We start from the raw sequence: 22379 nt of genomic DNA, 5'->3' as shown, positions 1-22379 counted from the left end.
CGGACTTCTAGGCAGTCATGGAAGAAAAACCGGCGCCGACTGGCGGCGTGAACCACCAACAGCGCCGGGAGAGGGATCTTAGTTACGGCTTACGGCAGCGCAGCAACGATGGAGATCTCGACGAGGATGCTCGGCTTGGCCATTTTCGCTTCGACAGTGGCACGCGCCGGCGCGGCGCCTTTGGGCAGCCACTGGTCCCACACCGAGTTCATCCCGGCAAAGTGCGCCTCGATGTCGTTCAGGTAGATCGTCGCCGAGAGCAGATGCTGTTTGTCGGTGCCGGCCAGATCGAGCAGACGCTCGATATTGGCCAGTACGTCGCGGGTCTGCTGTTCAATCCCGGCATCGAAGTCGTCGCCGACCTGCCCGGCCAGGTACACCGTACCGTTGTGGCTGACGATCTGACTCATGCGCTCATTGGTGAGCTGGCGCTGGATTGACATGTTTTGCGGACTCCTGGGTCTGGTTGCCGTAACGGGAAATATCGAGGCCATCGGCACTGATCTGCGGTTTTTTCTTCGCCATCAGATCGGCCAGCAAACGCCCGGAACCGCACGCCATGGTCCAACCCAGGGTGCCGTGACCGGTGTTGAGGAACAGATTCTTGAACGGCGTGGCGCCAACGATCGGCGTGCCGTCCGGCGTGGTCGGCCGCAGACCGGTCCAGAAACTTGCCTCGGCCAGATTGCCGCCCTGAGGATAAAGGTCGTTGACGATCATCTCCAGGGTTTCGCGCCGACGCGGGTTCAGCGACAGGTCAAAACCGGCGATCTCGGCCATGCCACCAACGCGGATGCGGTTGTCGAACCGGGTAATTGCAACCTTGTAGGTCTCGTCAAGAATGGTCGAGGTCGGCGCCATGTCCGGGTTGGTGATCGGCACGGTCAGCGAGTAACCCTTGAGCGGATATACCGGGGCCTTGATGCCCAGCGGCTTGAGCAATTGCGGCGAGTAGCTGCCCAGCGCCAGTACGTAGCGATCAGCGGTTTCCAGTTTGCCGTCGATCCACACGCCATTGATGCGGTCACCGGCGTAATCGAGTTTCTGGATGTCCTGGCCGAAGCGGAATTCCACACCGAGCTTGCGCGCCATTTCGGCGAGACGCGTGGTGAAAATCTGGCAGTCGCCGGTCTGGTCGTTCGGCAAGCGCAGGGCGCCGGCGAGAATATCGGTGACGCCGGCCAGCGCCGGTTCGACGCGGGCAATGCCGGCGCGATCAAGGACTTCGAACGGTACGCCGGAGTCTTTCAGCACGGCGATGTCCTTGGCGGCGTTATCCAGTTGCGCCTGGGTGCGGAACAACTGCGTAGTGCCGAGGCTGCGGCCTTCGTAGGCAATGCCGGTTTCGGCGCGCAGTTCGTCGAGGCAGTCGCGGCTGTACTCTGACAGTCGCACCATGCGCTCCTTGTTCACCGCATAGCGGCTGGCGGTGCAGTTGCGCAGCATCTGCGCCATCCACAGGTACTGGTCGATGTCGGCGGTGGCCTTGATTGCCAGCGGTGCGTGGCGTTGCAACAGCCACTTGATCGCCTTGAGCGGGACGCCCGGCGCGGCCCACGGCGAGGCGTAGCCCGGCGAGACCTGGCCGGCGTTGGCGAAACTGGTCTCCATGGCCGCGGCGGGCTGCCGGTCGACCACCACCACTTCAAACCCGGCACGGGCCAGATAGTAAGCACTGGCGGTACCGATGACGCCGCTACCCAAGACCATGACGCGCATTTTCAATCCCTCATCGCGGCTTTGTGCCGAGCTGTGTTGTTCGAGCAATGATGCGCGCAGTGTAAAAAAGAAACGCCAGTGCTTTTCACTATATAAGCGCCTATATTTGGCGACAATTCTCGGCAAAAACCCTTTTCACGGAGGCGCATCCCCTATGCGGACCAACACCCAGACCAAGCGCGAGCTGGACAAGATCGACCGCAACATCCTGCGGATCCTGCAGGCAGACGGGCGCATTTCGTTTACCGAACTGGGGGAAAAGGTCGGTCTCTCCACCACGCCCTGCACCGAGCGCGTGCGGCGTCTGGAGCGCGAAGGAATCATCATGGGCTACAACGCCCGGCTCAATCCGCAGCATCTGAAGGGTAGCCTGCTGGTGTTCGTCGAGATCAGCCTCGACTACAAATCCGGCGACACTTTCGAAGAGTTCCGACGCGCGGTGCTGAAATTGCCCCACGTACTGGAATGTCATCTGGTGTCAGGGGATTTCGATTATCTGGTGAAGGCACGGATTTCCGAGATGGCCTCGTACCGCAAATTGCTTGGCGACATACTGTTGAAGCTGCCGCATGTGCGCGAATCAAAGAGCTACATCGTCATGGAAGAAGTCAAAGAGAGCCTGTGCCTGCCGATTCCTGACTGATCACCGCAATGATCGTTCCCACGCAGAGCGTGGGAACGATCGCTTACACCAACACCTGCCGATTCGCCGCCATGTACTCGAAAATCTGCTTCTCCACCCGCGGATGAATCAGCTCCACCGGCCGCCGCTCATTCGGGCAGGGCAAAGTCTTGGTCGTACCAAACAACCGGCAAATCAACGGCCGCTCTTCATACACCGTGCAACCATTCGGCCCCAGGTGCACACAGTTGAGTTCTTCCAGCGCGGCGTCCTGCTCGGCGCGGGTCTTGCGCGGCAGTCGGGCCATTTCCTCGGGCGACGTGGTCACCGGCCCGCAGCAGTCGTGGCAGCCGGGGACGCACTCGAATGAGGGAATCTGCTGACGCAACGTGCGGATTTTCTGGCTGTTGCAGCTCATCGAAACGGTGACCGTGGGGAAATGGACGGCAATTGTGCCGCAAAAGACTTGAGCCAGACACCGTATGCCGACCAATGTTGCCCGTGTTCAGCCGTGCGGCTTATGCTCCGGCAAATTTTCTCGACGCCGCCTCAGGATGACGCCCATGACCGCCCGCGCCCACACTTTCGCGAGCCAACCCCACGCCGCCTCTTACTACGCCGCCAGCAGCCTGCCGCAGCCTGACCATCCGCGGCTGCAAGGTGAAGTGCTGGCCGACGTCTGCGTGGTCGGTGGCGGGTTTTCCGGGTTGAACACCGCGCTGGAGCTGGCTGAGCGCGGCTTCAGCGTCGTCCTGCTGGAGGCGCACCGGATCGGTTGGGGCGCCAGCGGGCGCAACGGCGGCCAGCTGATTCGCGGCGTTGGTCATGGCCTCGATCAATTTGCCAACGTCGTCGGCACCGACGGCGTGCGGGCGATGAAACTGATGGGCCTGGAAGCGGTGGAGATCGTTCGCCAGCGCGTCGAGCGTTTCCAGATCGCCTGCGATTTGACCTGGGGTTACTGCGACCTGGCTAACAAGCCATCTGATCTGCAGGGCTTTGTCTCGGATGTCGAAGAGCTGCGCAGCCTTGGCTATCGCCACGAAACCCGGCTGTTGCAAGCCAATGAGATGCACACCGTGGTCGGCTCCAGACGCTACGTTGGCGGTTTGATCGACATGGGCTCCGGGCATTTGCACCCGCTGAATCTGGCGCTCGGCGAAGCCTGGCGGCGCAACAATTGGGGGTGAAGCTGTTCGAGCACTCGGCGGCGATCCGCATCGATTACGGCACCGAAGTGAAGGTGCACACGGAACAGGGTTCGGTACGGGCGAAGACCCTGGTGCTGGGCTGCAACGCCTATCTGAATGATCTGAATCCGCAGCTCAGCGGCAAAGTCCTGCCGGCCGGCAGCTATATCATTGCCACCGAACCACTGAGCGAAGAGCAGGCGCACAGCCTGCTGCCGCAGAACATGGCGGTCTGTGACCAGCGTGTCACGGTGGATTACTTCCGGCTCTCGGCTGATCGACGCCTTTTGTTCGGCGGCGCCTGCCATTACTCGGGCCGTGATCCGAAAGACATCGCCGCGTATATGCAGCCGAAGATGCTCAAGGTGTTCCCGCAACTGGCCGGGGTGAAGATCGATTACCAGTGGGGTGGGATGATCGGCATCGGCGCCAACCGCTTGCCGCAGATTGGCCGCCTCACCGATCAACCGAATGTGTATTACGCCCAGGCTTACGCCGGGCACGGCGTCAATGCCACGCACCTGGCGGGCAAACTGCTGGCCGAGGCGATCAGTGGGCAACAGGGTGGGGGTTTTGATCTGTTTGCCAAAGTGCCGCACATCACCTTTCCCGGCGGCAAGCATTTGCGCTCGCCGTTATTGGCGTTGGGGATGTTGTGGCATCGGCTGAAAGAATTGCTCTGACAGCTTTTAGAGATCGTTCCCACGCAGAGCGTGGGAATGCATCCAGTGACGCTCTGCGTCACAGCGGACGCGGAGCGTCCGGGGCGGCGTTCCCACGCAGAGCGTGGGAACGATCAGTGACGGACGATACAGATCTCAGATCCGCCAGAACGGCTTCAACCCCTCCTCCAGTGCCTGCTCACGGGTCAGGCCGATATCCTTGAGCTGATCCGCCGTCAGCGCCAGCAATGCCTTGCGCGTGTGCAGACGATGCCACAACAGACCCCAGCGACTCAGGCCGGACGGTGCATTGCGCAGTTCATTGCGCGCCCGCTCCTTCTGCCCTGCCGCCAGTTCCTGACTGTGTAACGTCAGCCGCACATCGCTCAAGCCGTTCATTTTTGTCGCTCCTGTTTACTTGGGTAGCCCGAGATTCCATGATGCGCGGGCGGGCAAAAGCATTACAGATTCAAAGTACCTGTATTAACTCCATACAGATTCATGGATCTGTCGACTGAATGATCAATTTTTGCCGCATCTGTACTGGTTTTCACCAAGACGCATCGAGGCCACCATGACTCTGTATGTAAACCTTGCCGAATTGCTCGGCACCCGCATCGAACAGGGCTTCTATCGGCCCGGCGACCGCTTGCCCTCGGTGCGCGCCTTGAGCGTCGAGCACGGAGTCAGTCTGAGCACGGTGCAGCAGGCCTATCGCATGCTCGAAGACAGCGGCCTCGCCACGCCGAAACCCAAGTCCGGCTACTTTGTCCCGGTCGGTCGCGAACTGCCGGAGTTGCCTGCGGTGGGCCGCCCGGCGCAACGGCCGGTGGAGATTTCGCAATGGGATCAGGTGCTGGAGTTGATCCGCGCGGTGCCGCGCAAGGACGTCGTGCAATTGGGGCGCGGCATGCCCGACGTTGGCTCGCCAACGATGAAACCGCTGCTGCGCGGCCTGGCGCGAATCAGCCGGCGGCAGGACATGCCCGGCCTGTATTACGACAACATCCACGGCAACCTCGAACTGCGTGAGCAGATCGCGCGCCTGATGCTCGATTCCGGCTGCCAGTTGAGCGCCAGCGATCTGGTGATCACCACCGGTTGCCACGAGGCGCTGTCCACCAGCATCCATGCGATCTGCGAACCGGGTGACATCGTCGCAGTGGACTCGCCAAGCTTCCACGGCGCCATGCAAACGCTCAAAGGCCTGGGCATGAAGGCGCTGGAAATCCCTACTGACCCGCTCACCGGCATCAGCCTCGACGCGCTGGAACTGGCCCTCGAGCAATGGCCGATCAAGGCCATTCAGCTCACGCCAAACTGCAACAACCCGCTCGGCTACGTCATGCCCGAGTCGCGCAAACGTGCGCTGCTGACGCTGGCCCAGCGCTTCGATGTGGCGATCATCGAAGACGATGTGTATGGCGAACTGGCGTATTCCTACCCGCGTCCGCGCACGATCAAATCCTTCGACGAAGACGGCCGCGTATTGCTGTGCAGCTCGTTTTCCAAAACCCTGGCGCCGGGGCTGCGCATCGGTTGGGTCGCACCCGGCCGTTACCTGGAGCGGCTGCTGCACATGAAATACATCAGCACCGGCTCGACCGCGCCGCAGCCGCAGATTGCCATCGCCGAATTTCTCAAGGCAGGGCACTTCGAACCGCACTTGCGGCGTATGCGCATGCAATACCAGCGCAATCGCGATGCGATGATCGATTGGGTCACGCGCTATTTTCCCGCCGGCACCCGCGCCAGTCGCCCGCAAGGCAGTTTCATGCTCTGGGTCGAACTGCCGGAAGGTTTCGACACGCTGAAACTGAATCGGGCGCTGCACGATCAGGGCGTACAGATCGCCGTCGGCAGCATCTTTTCCGCCTCGGGCAAATACCGCAATTGCCTGCGGATGAACTACGCTGCCAAACCAACGGCACAGATCGAAGACGCGGTGCGCAAGGTCGGCGCCGCCGCGATCAAATTACTCGCCGAGAGCGACTGACCTTTTTGCGTGCCCGGCGTCCAAAATGCCGACCTTAGCCGCCAACCGGAACGATCCTACGTGAGCCTCAGACAGCCCCTACTCGCTTTGCTGTTACTCGCCTCGTTCCTGAGCGGCTGCGCCAGCCTCGATGTGCCGCGCGAACCGAGCCAGGCCTTGCCGGCGTCGGACTCTGCTTTCGGTCGTTCGATTCAGGCCCAGGCTGCGCCCTATCAGGGGCAATCGGGGTTTCGCCTGTTGTCTGACAGCGGCGAAGCATTTACCGCCCGCGCCGAGCTGATTCGCAACGCGCAGGTCAGCCTCGACTTGCAGTACTACATCGTTCACGACGGCATCAGCACCCGCATGCTGGTGGAGGAAGTGCTCAAGGCCGCCGACCGTGGCGTGCGCGTGCGCATACTGCTCGACGACACCACCAGCGACGGCCTCGATCAGATCATCGCCACCCTGGCGGCGCATCCACAGATTCAGATTCGCTTGTTCAACCCTTTGCATCTGGGCCGCAGTACGGGCGTCACGCGGGCGGCGGGACGGCTGTTCAACCTGTCCGTGCAACACCGGCGCATGCACAACAAGTTATGGCTGGCGGACAACAGCGCGGCGATTGTCGGCGGGCGCAATCTGGGCGACGAGTATTTCGATGCCGAGCCCAACCTGAATTTCACCGACATCGACATGCTCAGCATCGGCCCGGTCGCCGAGCAGCTCGGGCACAGTTTCGATCAATACTGGAACAGCGCGCTGAGCAAGCCGATCGAGGAATTTCTTTCCGCCAGACCGAGCGCCGCTGACCTGCAGAACACCCGCACGCGCCTGGAAGAGTCGCTGGAAGAAACCCGCAAACAGAATCACGCGCTGTACCAACAGTTGATGAAATTCAAGACCGACCCGCGCATGGACATCTGGCGCAAGGAGCTGATCTGGGCGTGGAATCAGGCGTTGTGGGATGCACCTAGCAAGGTGCTGTCCAAGGGCGAGCCTGATCCGCACCTGCTGCTGACCACGCAACTGGCGCCGGAACTGACTGGAGTGAGCAAAGAGCTGATCATGATTTCGGCGTATTTCGTGCCGGGTCAGCCGGGGCTGGTCTACCTGACCGGGCGCGCCGACGCCGGGGTTTCGGTGAATCTGCTGACCAACTCGCTGGAGGCCACCGACGTGCCGGCGGTGCATGGCGGTTACGCGCCGTATCGCAAAGCGTTGCTGGAGCACGGGGTGAAACTGTATGAACTGCGGCGCCAGCCTGGGGACAACTACGGCAGTGGCCCGCGGGTGTTCTACAGCAAGTCGTTTCGCGGTTCGGATTCCAGCCTGCACAGCAAGGCGATGATCTTTGATCGGCGCAAATCGTTTATCGGCTCGTTCAACTTCGACCCGCGCTCAGTGCTGTGGAACACCGAAGTCGGCGTACTGGTCGACAGTCCGGAACTGGCCGAGCATGTACGCGCACTGGCGCTGCAAGGCATGGCGCCGAACCTGAGCTATCAAGCGAAGCTGGAAAACGGCAAGGTCGTCTGGGTCACCGAGGACAACGGCCAGATGCACACGCTGACCAAGGAACCGGGGAGTTGGTGGCGGCGTTTCAATTCGTGGTTCAGCACCAGCGTAGGCCTGGAGCGCATGCTGTGAATCCTTTTGCAGGTGATTCTTGTGGGAGCGAGCCTGCTCGCGAAAGCAGTTTCACATCCAGCAAATGAGCCGACTGATGCACCGCTTTCGCGAGCAGGCTCGCTCCCACAAAGGATGTGCTCAGGCAGCTTCTGCCGTTGTGCCAAACGCGCCTTGCCGCAACAGCAACAGCACCAACCCGAACGCCCCGGCCGCCATCAGCAGCGGCAGCGCATGCCCGTTGATCCACTGACTGCCCGCCCCTGCTGCCAGCGGCCCGACCAGACAACCGATCCCCCACAGCTGCGCGATATGCGCATTGGCGCGCACCAGCGCATCGTCGCGATAACGCTCGCCGATCAAAATCAGTGACAGCGTGAACAACCCGCCGGCACTCGCACCAAACAGCACCCACAACGGCCAGATCAGCAGCGTGTCGAGCAGCAATGGAATCGCCAGACTCGAGAGCATTAACACCACCGCGCAGCCAGCAAACAAGGTGCGCCGCGACAGATAATCGGCCAAGGCGCCAATCGGCAATTGCAGCAACGCATCACCGACCACCACGGTGCTGACCATGGCCAAGGCAATTTCTGCGGTGAAACCCTGTTGCAGGCAATACACCGGCAGCAACGTCAGGATCATCGCCTCGAACGCGGCGAACAACGATACGGCCCAGGCGATCGCCGGCAGTTCGCGAGCGAAGCCCCACAGGTCGATGAAGGTCACGCTGCTCGCTTCACTGCTGGGCGCCCCACTGCGCCCCAGCAATAACAATGGCGAAACGGTCAGCAAGCCAACGCCGACCCAGAAACCGTAGTCATGCTCAGTGCCGAGCGCACCCAACAGCAACGGCCCCGACAGTTGGCTCAGCGCATAACTGCTGCCATACAACGCGACCAGGCGCCCGCGCCACTGCTCGACCACCAGTTGATTGATCCAGCTTTCGCCAAGGATGAACACGATGGTCAGAATCACCCCGATCAGCAGGCGCAGCAGCAGCCAGATCGGATAACTCGGCAGCAACGCCAGCAGGCCGATCGATAAGGCTCCGGCCCACAGGCACAGGCGCATCAGATTCGCCGTGCCGAAATACGCGGCGAGGTGGCTGGAAACCTTCGCGCCCAACAACACACCGATCGCCGGCATCGCCGCCATCACGCCGATGGCGAAAGCACCGTAGCCCCAGCCCTCAAGACGCAGCGACACCAACGGCATGCTCACGCCCAGCGCCAGACCCACACTCAAGACTGACGCCAACACGGCGAAATACGTTGCCCACCGCATGTTCCACGCTCCTGTGGATATTTTTATGTGCACCACAAAACCATTGTGGGAGCGAGCCTGCTCGCGAAAACGGTTTCACATTCAGCATGCTGGCTGACTGATACACCGCTTTCGCGAGCAGGCTCGCTCCCACAGGGGATCTCTGTATGGCCGGGAGCCTGATTTACTCAGGCCCCTAATGAATCACAGCTTGATCCAGGTCGCTTTCAGCTCGGTGTACTTGTCGAACGCATGCAGCGACTTGTCGCGGCCGTTGCCCGACTGCTTGAAGCCGCCGAACGGCGCAGTCATGTCGCCGCCGTCGTACTGGTTGACCCACACGCTACCGGCACGCAGGGCTTTGGCGGTCAGGTGCGCCTTGGAGATGTCCTGCGTCCACACCGCTGCGGCCAGGCCGTATGGCGTGTCGTTGGCGATCTGAATGGCTTCTTCGGCGCTGTCGAAAGCAATCACCGACAGTACCGGGCCGAAGATTTCTTCCTGAGCGATTTTCATCGCATTGCTCACGCCATCGAAAATCGTCGGTTCAACGTAAGTGCCGCCGGTCTCCTGCAGAATGCGCTTGCCGCCCGCGACCAGTTTGGCGCCATCGCTGTGGCCGGATTCGATGTACGACAGCACGGTATTCATCTGCTGGGTATCGACCAGCGCGCCGACGTTAGTCGCCGGATCCAGCGGATTGCCCGGTTTCCAGGTTTTCAGCGCCTCGATCACCATCGGCAGGAATTTGTCCTTGATCGAACGCTCGACCAGCAGACGGGAGCCGGCGGTGCAGACCTCGCCCTGGTTGAAGGCGATCGCACTGGCAGCGGATTCGGCAGCGGCTTGCAGATCCGGCGCATCGGCAAACACGATGTTCGGGCTCTTGCCGCCTGCTTCCAGCCAGACGCGCTTCATGTTCGATTCGCCGGAGTAGATCATCAGTTGCTTGGCGATCTTGGTCGAACCGGTGAACACCAGCGTGTCGACATCGTTGTGCAAGGCCAGCGCCTTGCCGACGGTGTGGCCATAGCCCGGCAGCACATTGAGTACGCCTTTCGGAATCCCGGCTTCAACGGCCAGCGCAGCGATGCGGATGGCGGTCAGCGGCGATTTTTCCGACGGTTTGAGGATCACCGAGTTACCGGTCGACAGCGCCGGACCGAGCTTCCAGCACGCCATCATCAGCGGGAAGTTCCACGGCACGATCGCGCCCACCACCCCGACAGGCTCGCGGGTCACCAGGCCCAGTTGATCATGCGGCGTAGCGGCCACTTCGTCGTAGATCTTGTCGATCGCTTCGCCGCTCCAGCTCAGCGCTTGCGCTGCGCCTGGCACGTCGATGTACAGCGAGTCGCTGATCGGTTTGCCCATATCGAGGGTTTCGAGCAGGGCCAGTTCTTCAGCGTGCTGCTTGAGCAGGCTGGCAAAACGGATCATCGTGGCTTTGCGTTTGCTTGGCGCCAGGCGCGACCACACGCCGGAATTGAACGTGGCGCGAGCATTTTCCACAGCGCGTTGGGCGTCGGCGGCGTCACAGCTGGCGATCTTGCCGAGCAGACGGCCATCGACCGGGCTGATGCATTCGAAGGTTTCGCCGGAAACGGCGTCGGTGTATTCGCCATTGAGGTAGGCGCGGCCTTCGATCTTCAGGTCGCGGGCGCGTTGTTCCCAGTCGGCACGAGTCAGGGTGGTCATTCGGGTGTCCTCCTCTTATTGAATACGAACGCCGCAAGCGCTGCGGCGTTCATCAAGAATACTGCCCGGCCAGCCTGCATATCGGCCCAAGGCACCCGCCACCCTAAACCAGCGGCCGGGGTTGTTTCAATATATTTGACATAAGCCGGCCATACGGCCTTGCAGTGTTCAATTTAATAAACATAGACTTTCGCCCATTCCAGTCAACGCGCCGTCATCACGGGAGAAAACAACAATGAGCATCCAGAACGTCGTCGATATCAGCCTGACCGGCAGCGAAGCCGAACGCTATCGCCCGGACCCGGCCAAAGTGCTCAAGGGCGACCCGGAGCAAGCCGTGTTCCATCAATACGAAAGCCCCTGCGGGCAGATGGGCGCGGGCGTTTGGGAAGGTGCGGTGGGTCAGTGGACGGTGAATTACACCGAGCATGAATATTGCGAGATTCTGCAGGGCGTTTCGGTGCTGCGCGACAGCGACGGCAATGCCAAGACCTTGCGGGTCGGCGATCGTTTTGTGATTCCAGCGGGGTTCCGTGGGACCTGGGAAGTGCTGGAAGCCTGCCGCAAGATCTATGTGATCTTTGAACAGAAGGCTTAAAATTTTCGCCGGCTGATCCGGCCCTATCGCTGGCAAGCCAGCTCCCACAGTGATTGCCGGCGCTCAGAGATTCTGTGTCATGCACAAAACCTGTGGGAGCTGGCTTGCCAGCGATGAGGCCCGCGCCGGCACTACAAAATTCAAGCGCACAAAAAGGCCCGTATCGTGAGATACGGGCCTTTTTCGTAAGTCGGGAAAAATCAATTACTTGATTTTGCCTTCCTTGTAGATCACGTGCTTGCGAACAACCGGATCATATTTCTTGATCTCGATTTTGTCCGGGGTAGTACGCTTGTTCTTGTCGGTAGTGTAGAAGTGACCAGTACCGGCGCTCGAGATCAAACGAATCAATTCACGCATGATTAGCTCCCTTAAATCTTGCCATCGCGGCGAAGTTCGGCGAGCACGACAGTGATGCCACGCTTGTCGATGATACGCATGCCTTTGGCAGATACGCGCAGACGCACAAAACGTTTCTCTTCTTCAACCCAGAAGCGGTGATGCTGCAGGTTCGGCAGGAAACGACGACGGGTTTTGTTGTTTGCGTGGGAAATGTTATTCCCAGTCACCGGACCCTTACCGGTAACTTGACATACTCTCGACATGCCTCAGCCCTCTAAAACCACATGCCCAACCCGGCATGGGTTGGCCGCTTAATCTCTCAGTCATTTGGCGCCAGGCGCCGCGTTTCTTTAGAGGTCTTACCGGCTACACCTACAGTGAAGGAACCGGGCCCCTAGAAAAGAGCGCTGCTTTATACCAGAAAGACCGGGGTGCAACAACAATCGGTGTGCAATCAATCAGCAAAAAGGCGTTTTTTCGCCCGGCGGACGCCTTGAATAAAGGCTGACGGCGGTTTTTACCACTCGTCGTAGAAAATCCCTTGCAACGGCATTTCAGACTTTTCCCTGCTCACCGCCACCTGAGGCAGTGTCGTCGCGACGCCCTGAAAATGCAAAAAGGGGATAGTCATTTGCAATTCAGACCTCTAGGGTAGGACTTTTCCAGACTGCACTTGCAGATGGGCCTTCGATCTGTAAAGGAAACCGACCATGCGCCTCGCTGCCCTACCCCTTTTGCTTGCCCCGCTGTTGCTAAGCCCTCTGGCCCAGGCCGCCGCGCTGAGCGTGTGTACCGAGGCCAGCCCCGAAGGGTTTGACGTGGTGCAGTACAACTCGCTGACCACCACCAATGCCTCCGCCGATGTGCTGATGAATCGTCTGGTGGATTTCGACACTGCCAGCGGCAAGGTCGTGCCGAGCCTGGCCGACAGCTGGGAAGTCAGCACTGATGGGCTGACGTACGTATTCAAACTGCATCCGCAGGTGAAGTTTCACACCACCGACTATTTCAAACCGAGCCGTGAACTGACCGCCGAAGACGTCAAATTCAGCTTCGACCGCATGCTCGACCCGGCCAACCCGTGGCACAAAGTCGCGCAGAGCGGCTTCCCCCACGCGCAATCAATGCAGTTGCCGGCGCTGATCAAGAAGATCGATGCACTCGACCCGCTGACCGTGCGCTTTACCCTTGATCATCCAGATTCGACCTTCCTCGCCACCCTGAGCATGGGCTTCGCCTCGATCTACTCAGCCGAGTACGCCGACAAGTTGATGAAGGCTGGCGCGACTGACAAGCTCAACAGCCAGCCGATCGGCACCGGCCCGTTCGTTTTCAATCGCTTTCAGAAAGACGCGGCGATCCGCTACAAGGCCAATCCGGAATATTTCCGTGGCAAGCCTGCGGTCGATCCGCTGATCTTCGCCATCACCCCGGACGCCAACGTGCGCCTGCAAAAGCTGCGGCGCAATGAATGCCAGATCGCGCTGTCGCCGAAACCACTCGACGTACAGGCCGCGCTGAAAGAGCCGACGCTGAAAGTCGAAAAGACTGATGCGTTCATGACCGCTTTCGTCGGCATCAACAGCCAGCATCCGCCGCTGGACAAGCCGGAAGTGCGCCAGACCATCAACCTGGCCTTCGACAAGACCAACTACATCAAAGCCGTGTTCGAAGACACCGCCGAAGCTGCCAACGGCCCGTATCCGCCGAACACCTGGAGCTACGCGAAGAACCTGCCGGGCTACCCGCACGACGTGGCCAAAGCCAAGGCGTTGCTGGCCAAGGCCGGGCTGAAGGATGGTTTCCAGACCACAATCTGGACGCGGCCATCGGGCAGCCTGCTCAACCCGAACCCGAGCCTCGGCGCGCAGATGTTGCAGTCGGACCTGGCTGAAATCGGCATTCAAGCGGAAATCCGCGTCATCGAATGGGGCGAGCTGATTCGCCGCGCCAAGGCTGGCGAGCACGATTTGCTGTTCATGGGTTGGGCCGGTGACAACGGCGACCCGGACAACTTCCTCACGCCGCAGTTTTCCTGCGCAGCGGTCAAGTCCGGCACCAACTTCGCCCGCTACTGCAATGCCGATCTGGACAAGCTGATCAGCGCGGGCAAGACCACCAGCGAACAAGGCGTGCGCACCAAGCTGTACGAACAGGCGCAGGCGCAGATCCAGCAACAGGCATTGTGGCTGCCGCTGGCGCACCCGACGGCTTATGCGTTGACTCGTAAAGACGTGCAGGGTTACTCCGTCAGCCCGTTCGGCCGCCAGGACTACTCCAGAATCAGCCTCAAGCCCTAAGCGGCAAGCCCCAAGCCAGAGCCGAACGCGCACGGCTCTAGCTTGCCGCTTGTAGCTGCATACTTGCCGCTGCCTTTTTACATCCAGCCACACTCCGCCATCGACAGCGGTTCGCCATCGCCGACGATGAAGTGATCCAGCACCCGCACGTCGATCAGTTCCAGGGTCTTTTGCAGGCGCTTGGTCAGCAGCCGATCCGCCTGACTGGGGTCGGTGTTCCCGGAGGGATGGTTGTGACACAAAATCACCGCCGCCGCGTTATTGGCCAGCGCGCGCTTCACCACTTCCCGGGGATGCACGCTGGTGTTGTCGATCGAGCCGCGAAACAGTGCTTCGAAATTCAGCACCTGATGTTTGGAATCGAGAAACAGGCAGCCAAACACTTCGTGCGGCTCGTGCCGCAGCATCGCTTTCAGGTAGTCGCGCACCACTTGCGGGTTTTCCAGTGCCGGTTTCTGCCGGGATCGTTCGGCCAGATGGCGCTTGCTCATTTCCTGCGCGGCTTGCAGTTGCGCAAACTTCGCCGGCCCGAGCCCCATTTGTTTACTGAATGCGTCCTGATCGGCCTCGAGCAGTAAACGCAGGCTGCCGAATTGCTTCAGCAGATGTCGCGCCAGGTCCACGGCGCTTGTTCCGGGTACCCCGGTGCGCAAAAAAATCGCCAGCAACTCAGCGTCCGAAAGACTCCCTGCCCCGTGCTCCAACAACCTTTCCCGCGGCCGCTCTGCCGCCGGCCAATCGCGAATACTCATACACACTCCCTGTCTGTGGGTGCCGCTGTTCCGTAGCGGTCGCTGTGATATCGTAGCCCATCTTTTTGGCGGTCGATTCAACCCTGGGGAGGGTCATCGCGCCGCCGTCATCAATGAAATGAAAGGCAGACCTATGCAGCGGCTGTATCGGAAACGCATCGTTCTGGGCGTCGGCGGCGGCATTGCGGCCTACAAGAGCGCCGATCTGGTTCGCCGCCTGATCGACCAGGGCGCCGAAGTGCGCGTGGTCATGACCCATGGCGGCGCCGAGTTCATTACCCCGCTGACCATGCAGGCGCTGTCAGGCCACCCGGTGCACCTCGACTTGCTCGACCCGGCCGCCGAAGCCGCGATGGGCCATATCGAACTGGCAAAGTGGGCCGATCTGGTGTTGATCGCCCCGGCCACCGCCGACCTGATTGCGCGCCTGGCGCAAGGCATCGCCAACGATCTGCTGACCACGCTGGTGCTGGCCACCGACGCCGTCGTCGCCGTCGCACCGGCAATGAATCAAGCGATGTGGCGCGATCCGGCCACCCAGGCCAACCTGCAACTGCTTGAAAGCCGAGGCCTGAAGACCTTCGGCCCGGCGTCCGGCAGCCAGGCCTGCGGCGACGTCGGCATGGGCCGCATGATGGAAGCCACCGAGCTGGCGCTGCTCGCCGCCGACTGCTTCCAGCGTCAGGCACTGACCGGCAAGCATGTGGTGATTACCGCCGGCCCGACTCAGGAAAACATCGACCCGGTGCGCTACATCACCAACCACAGCTCCGGCAAAATGGGCTTTGCCCTCGCGGAAGCCGCAGTGGAAGCCGGCGCCCGCGTCACCCTGATCAGTGGCCCGGTGCACCTGCCGACCCCCGATCGCGTCACGCGGATCGACGTGGTCAGCGCCCGCGACATGCTCGCCGCTTGCGAGTCGGCGATTCCGTGCGACGTATTCATTGCTTCGGCAGCTGTGGCGGATTACCGCCCGGAAGTCGTTGCCCCGCAAAAACTCAAGAAAGACCCTACGAGCGGTGACGGTTTCGTCCTGCAAATGGTGCGCAACCCGGACATCCTCGCCAGTATCGCGACCCGTCCGGATCGTCCGTTCAGTGTCGGCTTCGCTGCCGAGACCGAACACCTGCTCGACTACGCTGCACGCAAGCTGAAGGACAAGAATCTCGATTTGATCGTCGCCAATGACGTCGCCAACCCGAGCATCGGTTTCAACAGCGAAGAAAACGCCTGCAGCGTCATCGACGGTGAGCTGCACGCCACGGTTTTCGCCCAGACCAGCAAGGGCAAGATCGCCCGCCAGCTGGTCACTTTTATCGCCGAACGTCTGAACCAGGTTTAATTTACATGCACGCTTTGCAAGCCAAGATCCTCGACCCACGCATCGGCACCGACTTCCCGCTGCCGCAATACGCCACCCCGGGCTCCGCCGGCCTCGACCTGCGCGCCATGCTGGATCAGGACACCGTGATCAAGCCGGGTGAAACCGTGCTGATCCCCACCGGCCTGTCGGTCTACATCGGCGACCCGAACCTTGCTGCGCTGATCCTGCCGCGTTCGGGCATGGGCCATAAACACGGCATCGTGTTGGGCAACCTTGTCGGCCTGATCGACTCCGACTACCAGGGCCCGCTGATGGTGTCCTGCTGGAACCGTGGCCAGAGCGATTTCACCATGACCGTCGGCGAACGTCTGGCGCAACTGGTACTGGTGCCGGTGGTGCAAGCGCACTTCGAAATGGTCGAGGAATTCGTCGAAACCGAACGCGGCACCGGTGGCTTCGGGCATACCGGTACGAAGTGATCCGCTCGGCTGATCCTGTGGTGAGCCAGCTCGCTGGCGCACCACAAACCGAAATTGTCATCTGCAAGGTTTAGCGCGGTAAATCAAGGCATTGGCCGGCCAAAGCCCTGCTGCACGGGGTGTCATGGCCCTTTCATAGCACGAACTCTCTGTGGAAAACGCCGTCATACCCTTCAGTTTGAGCCTGCCGTCGAACGATTCGTCGGCCTGTCCCGCCACTTTCCAGATGGAGCATTTGTGCAGATGAGCACTCCAGCCAAGATCGCCCCGACCCTCCCCGAGAGCATTTTCCGCGCCTATGACATTCGCGGCACGGTGCCGGATTTTCTCAACGGTGAAACCGCTTACTGGATTGGCCGCGCCATCGGCTCGCAGAGCCTGGCCCAGGGCGAGCCGAATGTGTCGGTCGGTCGTGACGGCCGCCTGTCCGGCCCGGAGCTGGTTGCCGAGCTGATTCGTGGCATCGCCGAGAGCGGTTGCCATGTCAGCGATGTCGGCCTGGTGCCGACACCGGCGCTGTACTACGCGGCCAACGTGCTGGCCGGCAAATCCGGGGTGATGCTGACCGGCAGCCACAACCCGTCGAATTACAATGGCTTCAAGATCGTCATCGCTGGCGACACCCTCGCCAACGAACAGATTCAAGTGCTGCACCAGCGCATCAAGAACAACGACCTGAGCAGCGGCCAGGGCAGCGTCACCCAGGTTGAAATTCTCGACCGCTACAACACCGAAATCGTCCAGGACATCAAACTGGCCCGTCGCCTGAAAGTCGTGGTCGACTGCGGCAACGGCGCGGCCGGCGTCATCGCCCCGCAACTGATCGAAGCGCTGAACTGCGAAGTCATTCCGTTGTTCTGCGAAGTCGACGGCAACTTCCCCAACCATCACCCGGATCCGGGCAAGCCGGAAAACCTTGTCGACCTGATCGCCAAGGTCAAGGAAACCAACGCCGATATCGGCCTGGCTTTCGACGGCGACGGCGACCGCGTCGGCGTGGTAACCAACACCGGCAGCATCGTTTACCCGGATCGCCTGCTGATGCTGTTCGCCCGTGATGTGGTGGCACGCAACCCGGACGCGGAAATCATCTTCGACGTCAAATGCACCCGCCGCCTGGTGCCGCTGATCAAGGAATACGGTGGTCGGCCGCTAATGTGGAAGACCGGTCACTCGTTGATCAAAAAGAAAATGAAACAATCCGGCGCATTGCTGGCCGGTGAAATGAGCGGGCATATCTTCTTCAAGGAACGCTGGTTCGGTTTCGATGACGGCATCTACAGCGCTGCACGCCTGCTGGAGATCCTCAGCAAGGAAAAATCCACCGCGGAGGAGCTGTTTGCGACTTTCCCGAACGATATTTCTACGCCGGAAATCAATATCCATGTGACCGAAGAGAGCAAATTCAGCATCATTGATGCACTGCACGATGCTCAGTGGGGTGAAGGCGCTGACCTCACCACCATCGACGGCGTGCGGGTCGATTACGCCAAAGGCTGGGGCCTGGTGCGCGCCTCCAACACCACTCCGGTGCTGGTGCTGCGCTTCGAGGCCGATGACGAGGCTGAATTGCAGCGCATCAAGGATGTGTTCCACGCCCAACTGAAACGCGTTGCACCTGATCTCCAACTACCGTTCTGATCCACCCGGAGCCCTGAATGACCCTCGAACGCGAAGCCGCCGCCAACACTGCCAAGGTCCTGTCCGAAGCACTGCCTTACATCCGACGCTATGTCGGCAAGACCCTGGTGATCAAATACGGCGGCAACGCGATGGAAAGCGAGGAGCTGAAAACCGGCTTCGCCCGCGACATCGTGCTGATGAAGGCCGTGGGTATCAACCCGGTGGTCGTGCACGGTGGCGGCCCGCAGATCGGTGATCTGCTCAAGCGCCTGTCGATCGAGAGCCATTTTGTCGACGGCATGCGCGTGACCGACGCGGCGACCATGGACGTGGTGGAAATGGTCCTGGGTGGTCAGGTCAACAAGAGCATCGTCAACCTGATCAACCGCCACGGCGGCAGCGCCATCGGCCTGACCGGTAAAGACGCCGGGCTGATTCGTGCGAAGAAGCTCACCGTGTCCCGGCAGACCCCGGAGATGACCCAACCGGAAATCATCGACATCGGTCATGTCGGCGAAGTGGTCGGGATCAACACCGAGCTGCTGAACCTGCTGGTCAAAGGCAACTTCATCCCGGTGATCGCGCCGATCGGTGTGGGGGAGAACGGCGAGTCGTACAACATCAACGCTGACCTGGTGGCCGGTAAGGTTGCCGAAGCGCTGAAAGCCGAGAAGCTCATGCTGCTGACCAACATCGCCGGCCTGATGGACAAGTCGGGCACCGTGCTGACCGGGCTGAGCACGCAACAGGTCGACGACCTGATCGCCGACGGCACCATCTACGGCGGCATGCTGCCGAAGATCCGTTGCGCGCTGGAAGCGGTTCAGGGCGGTGTGGGCAGTTCGTTGATTATCGACGGTCGCGTGCCGAATGCGATTCTGCTGGAAATCTTCACCGACACCGGTGTGGGTACGCTGATCAGCAATCGCAAGCGTCCGTAAGCAGTCGCGCAAACAAAAAGCCCCCGCTCAGTCTGGCTGAGCGGGGGCTTTTTTTGCTGCAAAACCCAAGTGGAAGACCCCATGTGGGAGCGAGCCTGCTCGCGAATGCCGACTTCCATTCAACATTGATGTCGACTGGCAGGACGCTTTCGCGAGCAGGCTCGCTCCCACAAAAGCCGGCGCTTAGACGCCGAACCGGGCGCGGTATGCTTCCACCGCCGGCAAATGCTGCTTGAGCTGCGGATCGTCAGCGAGGAACTCCAGCACCTGATTCAGCGAAACAATGCTGATCACAGGAATACCGAAATCGCGCTCGACTTCCTGGATCGCCGACAGTTCGCCGTTGCCGCGCTCCTGACGGTTCAGGGCGATCAGCACGCCCGCGGCCTTGGCGCCCTCCTGCGAGGCGATAATCTGCATCACTTCGCGGATTGCGGTGCCGGCGGTGATCACGTCATCGATGATCAGCACGTCACCGGTCAGCGGCGCGCCGACCAGGCTGCCGCCTTCGCCGTGAGCCTTGGCTTCCTTGCGGTTGAAGCACCATGGCAGGTCGCGGTCATGATGTTCGGCAAGCGCAACGGCAGTGGTCGCGGCCAACGGGATGCCTTTGTAGGCCGGGCCGAACAGGACGTCGAAAGGAATGCCGCTTTCGGCGATGGCGGCGGCGTAGAAACGCCCCAGCTGCGCCAGGGCCGAGCCCGAGTTGAACAGGCCGGCGTTGAAGAAGTAGGGACTGGTGCGCCCGGACTTCAGGGTGAACTCACCGAAGCGCAAAACGCCGCGATCGATGGCAAAACGAATGAAATCGCGCTGATACGCTTGCATGAAAAAAACCCCAAATACCACGGATTTAGCTAATTAGCTTGACGCCGTGTATCATACACGCACGCGATTTTTGGGGCCATTTATGCGGATCATCAGTGTGAACGTCAATGGTATTCAGGCGGCAGTCGAGCGCGGTTTGCTCAGTTGGCTGCAAGCACAGAATGCCGACGTCATCTGCCTGCAGGACACCCGTGCCTCCGCCTTTGAACTGGACGACCCAGCCTTCCAACTGGATGGCTACTTCCTTTATGCCTGCGATGCTGAAGTCCCTGCCCAAGGCGGCGTGGCTTTGTATTCGCGGTTGCAACCGAAGGCTGTCATCAGCGGTCTCGGTTTCGAGACGGCCGACCGCTACGGGCGCTACCTGCAAGCAGATTTCGACAAAGTCAGTATTGCCACCTTGCTGCTTCCTTCGGGGATGAACGGCGATGAGGACTTGAACCAGAAGTTCAAGCTCATGGACGACTTCGGCAAGTACCTGGACAAACAGCGGCGCAAACGTCGCGAGTACATTTATTGTGGCTCGCTGTACGTGGCGCAGCAGAAGCTCGACATCAAGAACTGGCGCGACAGCCAGCAGTCTCCAGGCTTCCTGGCGCCGGAACGGGCCTGGATGGACGAGATTGTCGGCAACATGGGCTATGTCGATGCGTTGCGCGAAGTCAGCCGCGAGGGCGATCAGTACAGCTGGTGGCCGGATAACGAACAGGCCGAGATGCTCAATCTGGGCTGGCGCTTCGATTATCAGATCCTGACGCCAGGTCTGCGGCGCTTCGTACGCAGCGCGCGCCTGCCGCGTCAGCCGCGGTTCTCGCAGCACGCGCCGCTGATCGTCGACTACGACTGGACGCTGACCATCTAAGCGTCGGATCGCCGCCAGAAAATGCCCGCATCGTCAGATGCGGGCATTTTTTTGTCTCGAACAAAGACGCGGCCTAGACAGCGGCGAACAACGGCAAGGCCAGGTACAGCTTGATCACGATGACATTGATGATGTCAATGAAGAACGCTCCGACCATCGGCACCACCAGAAAGGCAATCTGCGACGGCCCATAGCGCTGCGTCACCGCCTGCATGTTGGCGATGGCCGTAGGCGTGGCACCCAATCCGAAACCGCAATGCCCCGCAGCCAGTACGGCGGCATCGTAGTTGCTACCCATCACCCGGAATGTCACAAAAATCGCGAACAGCGCCATGACCAGCGCCTGCACAGCGAGAATGATAAAGATCGGCAAAGCCAGCGCCGCCAGATCCCACAACTTCAGCGACATCAGAGCAATGGCCAGAAACAGCGAAAGGCTGACGTTGCCGAGCACTGAGACTTCGCGCTCGAACACCTGATACAAGCCCAGTGCCGACAGACCATTGCGCAACACGACGCCCACGAACAGCACGCAGACAAACGTCGGCAGCTCGAAGGCAGTGCCCTGCAGCACGCCGTTCAACAGGTTGCCAGCCAACAGGCTGACGGCAATCAACGCCAAAGTCTCAACGAATGAAAACGGCGTGATCGAGCGCTCCTTGTTCGGCTGCTCAAAGCCTTTTGGCAGTCGCGGAGCTTTTTCCTGATTGCAGCCCGGCACTTGCACACGCTTGATCAGCAAGCGCGCAACCGGCCCGCCGATCAGTCCGCCGAGGACCAGACCGAACGTCGCCGAGGCCAGCGCCAGTTCCGAGGCAGATGCCAGCCCATACTTTTCGCTGAACACCGTTCCCCAGGCAGCACCCGTGCCATGCCCGCCCGCCAGGGTGATCGAACCGGTCAGCAAGCCCATCAGAGGATCAAGTCCGAGCAGGGTTGCCAATCCGATACCCATCGCGTTCTGCACCACCAGCAAGCCGATAACTGCCAGCAGGAATATGCCGACAACGCGGCCACCCTTTTTCAGGCTGGCGAGGTCGGCACTCAAGCCAATTGTCGCGAAGAACGCCAACATCAGCGGCGTTTGCAGGGAAGTATCAAAGCGCACTTCAATATCAAACGTGCGCAGTATCAATAACAGCACGGCGACGACCAGACCGCCCGCCACCGGTTCGGGAATATTGTAACTTCGTAAAAAGCCGACACGCGTAACAAGTCCGCGCCCCAGCAGTAACACTAATGAAGCGGCCACGAGCGTGCCGTAGAAATCGAGCTGAATCATGTGGATTATTCTTGGCTATGTATTCAGGAGGCGAGCGTGTACCTGGGCTCGACTCGTGAACCGGCTGATTTTATCAACACTGATTACTGGAAAATTCAAGAGCCTTCAATGGCTTGAACATATCGAAATGTTTCAAATGAAACATTACACCGCGCAACTTTAACAATCAGCCAGCACCAATAACAAGCACATAGATAAACACTTGCTTATACAGTTGTGACTAAAAATGTAGCAATTAAATATTCATAAATAAATACTCGACCGTAAATCGACAACAGACTATTCCT

General features: G+C 60.3%; 20 protein-coding genes and 2 pseudogenes. 11 read left to right on the top strand and 11 right to left on the bottom strand.

What is annotated here, in order from left to right:
- Positions 1–89 precede the first annotated feature (89 nt).
- Both M0746_RS26510 and dadA read right to left on the bottom strand, forming a co-directional pair.
- On the bottom strand, positions 90–443 hold the full coding sequence (locus M0746_RS26510) for a RidA family protein (RefSeq protein WP_034152045.1): 354 nt from the start codon (positions 441–443) through the stop codon (positions 90–92).
- Positions 415–1719 carry a D-amino acid dehydrogenase gene (gene dadA / locus M0746_RS26505; RefSeq protein WP_208939267.1) on the bottom strand — a complete coding sequence of 435 codons (1305 nt, stop codon included), beginning with the start codon at positions 1717–1719 and terminating at the stop codon, positions 415–417. The genes M0746_RS26510 and dadA overlap by 29 nt, the downstream gene beginning before the upstream one ends.
- A gap of 154 nt (positions 1720–1873) precedes the next feature.
- On the opposite strand from dadA, the gene M0746_RS26500 reads away from it, so the two are divergent.
- A complete protein-coding gene (locus M0746_RS26500) occupies positions 1874–2362 on the top strand; it encodes an Lrp/AsnC ligand binding domain-containing protein (protein ID WP_010465173.1) in 489 nt (162 codons plus the stop codon).
- Positions 2363–2405: 43 nt separating this feature from the next.
- On the opposite strand, the gene M0746_RS26495 is transcribed toward M0746_RS26500, so the two are convergent.
- Positions 2406–2759 carry a YkgJ family cysteine cluster protein gene (locus M0746_RS26495; protein WP_122604554.1) on the bottom strand — a complete coding sequence of 118 codons (354 nt, stop codon included), beginning with the start codon at positions 2757–2759 and terminating at the stop codon, positions 2406–2408.
- Positions 2760–2904: 145 nt separating this feature from the next.
- On the opposite strand from M0746_RS26495, the pseudogene M0746_RS26490 reads away from it, so the two are divergent.
- Positions 2905–4214 (top strand): annotated as a pseudogene (locus tag M0746_RS26490) (NAD(P)/FAD-dependent oxidoreductase).
- Positions 4215–4349: 135 nt separating this feature from the next.
- On the opposite strand, the gene M0746_RS26485 reads toward M0746_RS26490, so the two are convergent.
- On the bottom strand, positions 4350–4592 hold the full coding sequence (locus tag M0746_RS26485; protein ID WP_258451174.1) for a DUF1127 domain-containing protein: 243 nt from the start codon (positions 4590–4592) through the stop codon (positions 4350–4352).
- 175 nt (positions 4593–4767) lie between these two features.
- Here M0746_RS26485 and M0746_RS26480 point away from each other — a divergent pair, with 175 nt between their 5' ends.
- Together M0746_RS26480 and M0746_RS26475 are read left to right on the top strand one after the other, a co-directional pair.
- Positions 4768–6189 carry an aminotransferase-like domain-containing protein gene (locus M0746_RS26480; RefSeq protein WP_258451173.1) on the top strand — a complete coding sequence of 474 codons (1422 nt, stop codon included), beginning with the start codon at positions 4768–4770 and terminating at the stop codon, positions 6187–6189.
- A gap of 60 nt (positions 6190–6249) precedes the next feature.
- Positions 6250–7818 carry a phospholipase D family protein gene (locus tag M0746_RS26475; RefSeq protein WP_258451172.1) on the top strand — a complete coding sequence of 523 codons (1569 nt, stop codon included), beginning with the start codon at positions 6250–6252 and terminating at the stop codon, positions 7816–7818.
- 120 nt (positions 7819–7938) lie between these two features.
- Here the strand turns inward: M0746_RS26475 and M0746_RS26470 are convergent, their stop codons facing one another.
- Together M0746_RS26470 and M0746_RS26465 are read right to left on the bottom strand one after the other, a co-directional pair.
- Positions 7939–9084 carry an MFS transporter gene (locus M0746_RS26470; RefSeq protein ID WP_258451171.1) on the bottom strand — a complete coding sequence of 382 codons (1146 nt, stop codon included), beginning with the start codon at positions 9082–9084 and terminating at the stop codon, positions 7939–7941.
- Between the two features lie 183 nt (positions 9085–9267).
- Positions 9268–10761, bottom strand: coding sequence for an aldehyde dehydrogenase (locus tag M0746_RS26465; RefSeq protein WP_090287506.1), 1494 nt, complete (start codon positions 10759–10761; stop codon positions 9268–9270).
- A gap of 235 nt (positions 10762–10996) precedes the next feature.
- Between M0746_RS26465 and M0746_RS26460 the strand changes: the two genes are divergently transcribed.
- Positions 10997–11359, top strand: coding sequence for a cupin domain-containing protein (locus tag M0746_RS26460; protein ID WP_208939260.1), 363 nt, complete (start codon positions 10997–10999; stop codon positions 11357–11359).
- A 204-nt stretch (positions 11360–11563) separates the two neighbouring features.
- On the opposite strand, the gene rpmG is transcribed toward M0746_RS26460, so the two are convergent.
- Together rpmG and rpmB are read right to left on the bottom strand one after the other, a co-directional pair.
- Entirely contained in the window at positions 11564–11719 is a 156-nt protein-coding gene (rpmG, locus tag M0746_RS26455) for a 50S ribosomal protein L33 (protein WP_003177274.1), read from the bottom strand.
- 11 nt (positions 11720–11730) lie between these two features.
- Positions 11731–11964: a 50S ribosomal protein L28 gene (gene rpmB, locus M0746_RS26450; RefSeq protein ID WP_007920377.1), complete on the bottom strand. Its 234-nt coding sequence runs from the start codon at positions 11962–11964 to the stop codon at positions 11731–11733.
- A gap of 447 nt (positions 11965–12411) precedes the next feature.
- Between rpmB and M0746_RS26445 the strand changes: the two genes are divergently transcribed.
- Positions 12412–14001, top strand: coding sequence for an ABC transporter substrate-binding protein (locus M0746_RS26445; protein ID WP_258451170.1), 1590 nt, complete (start codon positions 12412–12414; stop codon positions 13999–14001).
- 77 nt (positions 14002–14078) lie between these two features.
- On the opposite strand, the gene radC is transcribed toward M0746_RS26445, so the two are convergent.
- Positions 14079–14753, bottom strand: coding sequence for a RadC family protein (gene radC / locus M0746_RS26440; RefSeq protein WP_203420000.1), 675 nt, complete (start codon positions 14751–14753; stop codon positions 14079–14081).
- A 133-nt stretch (positions 14754–14886) separates the two neighbouring features.
- Between radC and coaBC the strand changes: the two genes are divergently transcribed.
- From coaBC to argB, 4 genes and pseudogenes are all read left to right on the top strand, one after another.
- Positions 14887–16095 carry a bifunctional phosphopantothenoylcysteine decarboxylase/phosphopantothenate--cysteine ligase CoaBC gene (gene coaBC / locus M0746_RS26435; protein ID WP_258451169.1) on the top strand — a complete coding sequence of 403 codons (1209 nt, stop codon included), beginning with the start codon at positions 14887–14889 and terminating at the stop codon, positions 16093–16095.
- A gap of 5 nt (positions 16096–16100) precedes the next feature.
- The gene (dut, locus tag M0746_RS26430; protein WP_208939256.1) at positions 16101–16556 is read left to right on the top strand and encodes a dUTP diphosphatase; all 456 of its coding nucleotides are present in this window, start codon (positions 16101–16103) and stop codon (positions 16554–16556) included.
- Between the two features lie 264 nt (positions 16557–16820).
- Positions 16821–18197: pseudogene (locus M0746_RS26425) on the top strand (phosphomannomutase/phosphoglucomutase); the annotation flags it as partial.
- A 17-nt stretch (positions 18198–18214) separates the two neighbouring features.
- Positions 18215–19120: an acetylglutamate kinase gene (gene argB, locus M0746_RS26420; RefSeq protein ID WP_016772548.1), complete on the top strand. Its 906-nt coding sequence runs from the start codon at positions 18215–18217 to the stop codon at positions 19118–19120.
- Positions 19121–19303: 183 nt separating this feature from the next.
- On the opposite strand, the gene pyrE is transcribed toward argB, so the two are convergent.
- Positions 19304–19948, bottom strand: coding sequence for an orotate phosphoribosyltransferase (gene pyrE, locus M0746_RS26415; protein ID WP_258451168.1), 645 nt, complete (start codon positions 19946–19948; stop codon positions 19304–19306).
- Positions 19949–20030: 82 nt separating this feature from the next.
- On the opposite strand from pyrE, the gene M0746_RS26410 reads away from it, so the two are divergent.
- Positions 20031–20810, top strand: a complete 780-nt coding sequence (locus tag M0746_RS26410; protein WP_007920349.1) for an exodeoxyribonuclease III — start codon at positions 20031–20033, stop codon at positions 20808–20810.
- A gap of 73 nt (positions 20811–20883) precedes the next feature.
- Here the strand turns inward: M0746_RS26410 and gltS are convergent, their stop codons facing one another.
- Complete coding sequence (gltS, locus tag M0746_RS26405) at positions 20884–22092, bottom strand: sodium/glutamate symporter (RefSeq protein ID WP_258451167.1); 1209 nt, start codon at positions 22090–22092, stop codon at positions 20884–20886.
- Positions 22093–22379: the final 287 nt, after the last annotated feature.

Source organism: Pseudomonas sp. S11P7, assembly GCF_023195435.1.
In the GTDB taxonomy this organism is placed as follows: Bacteria; Pseudomonadota; Gammaproteobacteria; order Pseudomonadales; family Pseudomonadaceae; genus Aquipseudomonas; species Aquipseudomonas fluorescens_G.
The sequence above is the reverse complement of the archived record's forward strand: the minus strand, read 5'-3'. Positions and strand labels throughout refer to the sequence as shown.

Bases quoted from the DNA above. Each gene is read 5' to 3' on its own strand.
- M0746_RS26510 (WP_034152045.1), bottom strand. From the start codon at position 443: ATGTCAATCCAGCGCCAGCTCACCAATGAGCGCATGAGTCAGATCGTC.
- dadA (WP_208939267.1), bottom strand. From the start codon at position 1,719: ATGCGCGTCATGGTCTTGGGTAGCGGCGTCATCGGTACCGCCAGTGCT.
- M0746_RS26500 (WP_010465173.1), top strand. From the start codon at position 1,874: ATGCGGACCAACACCCAGACCAAGCGCGAGCTGGACAAGATCGACCGC.
- M0746_RS26495 (WP_122604554.1), bottom strand. From the start codon at position 2,759: ATGAGCTGCAACAGCCAGAAAATCCGCACGTTGCGTCAGCAGATTCCC.
- M0746_RS26485 (WP_258451174.1), bottom strand. From the start codon at position 4,592: ATGAACGGCTTGAGCGATGTGCGGCTGACGTTACACAGTCAGGAACTG.
- M0746_RS26480 (WP_258451173.1), top strand. From the start codon at position 4,768: ATGACTCTGTATGTAAACCTTGCCGAATTGCTCGGCACCCGCATCGAA.
- M0746_RS26470 (WP_258451171.1), bottom strand. From the start codon at position 9,084: ATGCGGTGGGCAACGTATTTCGCCGTGTTGGCGTCAGTCTTGAGTGTG.
- M0746_RS26465 (WP_090287506.1), bottom strand. From the start codon at position 10,761: ATGACCACCCTGACTCGTGCCGACTGGGAACAACGCGCCCGCGACCTG.
- M0746_RS26460 (WP_208939260.1), top strand. From the start codon at position 10,997: ATGAGCATCCAGAACGTCGTCGATATCAGCCTGACCGGCAGCGAAGCC.
- rpmG (WP_003177274.1), bottom strand. From the start codon at position 11,719: ATGCGTGAATTGATTCGTTTGATCTCGAGCGCCGGTACTGGTCACTTC.
- rpmB (WP_007920377.1), bottom strand. From the start codon at position 11,964: ATGTCGAGAGTATGTCAAGTTACCGGTAAGGGTCCGGTGACTGGGAAT.
- M0746_RS26445 (WP_258451170.1), top strand. From the start codon at position 12,412: ATGCGCCTCGCTGCCCTACCCCTTTTGCTTGCCCCGCTGTTGCTAAGC.
- radC (WP_203420000.1), bottom strand. From the start codon at position 14,753: ATGAGTATTCGCGATTGGCCGGCGGCAGAGCGGCCGCGGGAAAGGTTG.
- coaBC (WP_258451169.1), top strand. From the start codon at position 14,887: ATGCAGCGGCTGTATCGGAAACGCATCGTTCTGGGCGTCGGCGGCGGC.
- dut (WP_208939256.1), top strand. From the start codon at position 16,101: ATGCACGCTTTGCAAGCCAAGATCCTCGACCCACGCATCGGCACCGAC.
- argB (WP_016772548.1), top strand. From the start codon at position 18,215: ATGACCCTCGAACGCGAAGCCGCCGCCAACACTGCCAAGGTCCTGTCC.
- pyrE (WP_258451168.1), bottom strand. From the start codon at position 19,948: ATGCAAGCGTATCAGCGCGATTTCATTCGTTTTGCCATCGATCGCGGC.
- M0746_RS26410 (WP_007920349.1), top strand. From the start codon at position 20,031: ATGCGGATCATCAGTGTGAACGTCAATGGTATTCAGGCGGCAGTCGAG.
- gltS (WP_258451167.1), bottom strand. From the start codon at position 22,092: ATGATTCAGCTCGATTTCTACGGCACGCTCGTGGCCGCTTCATTAGTG.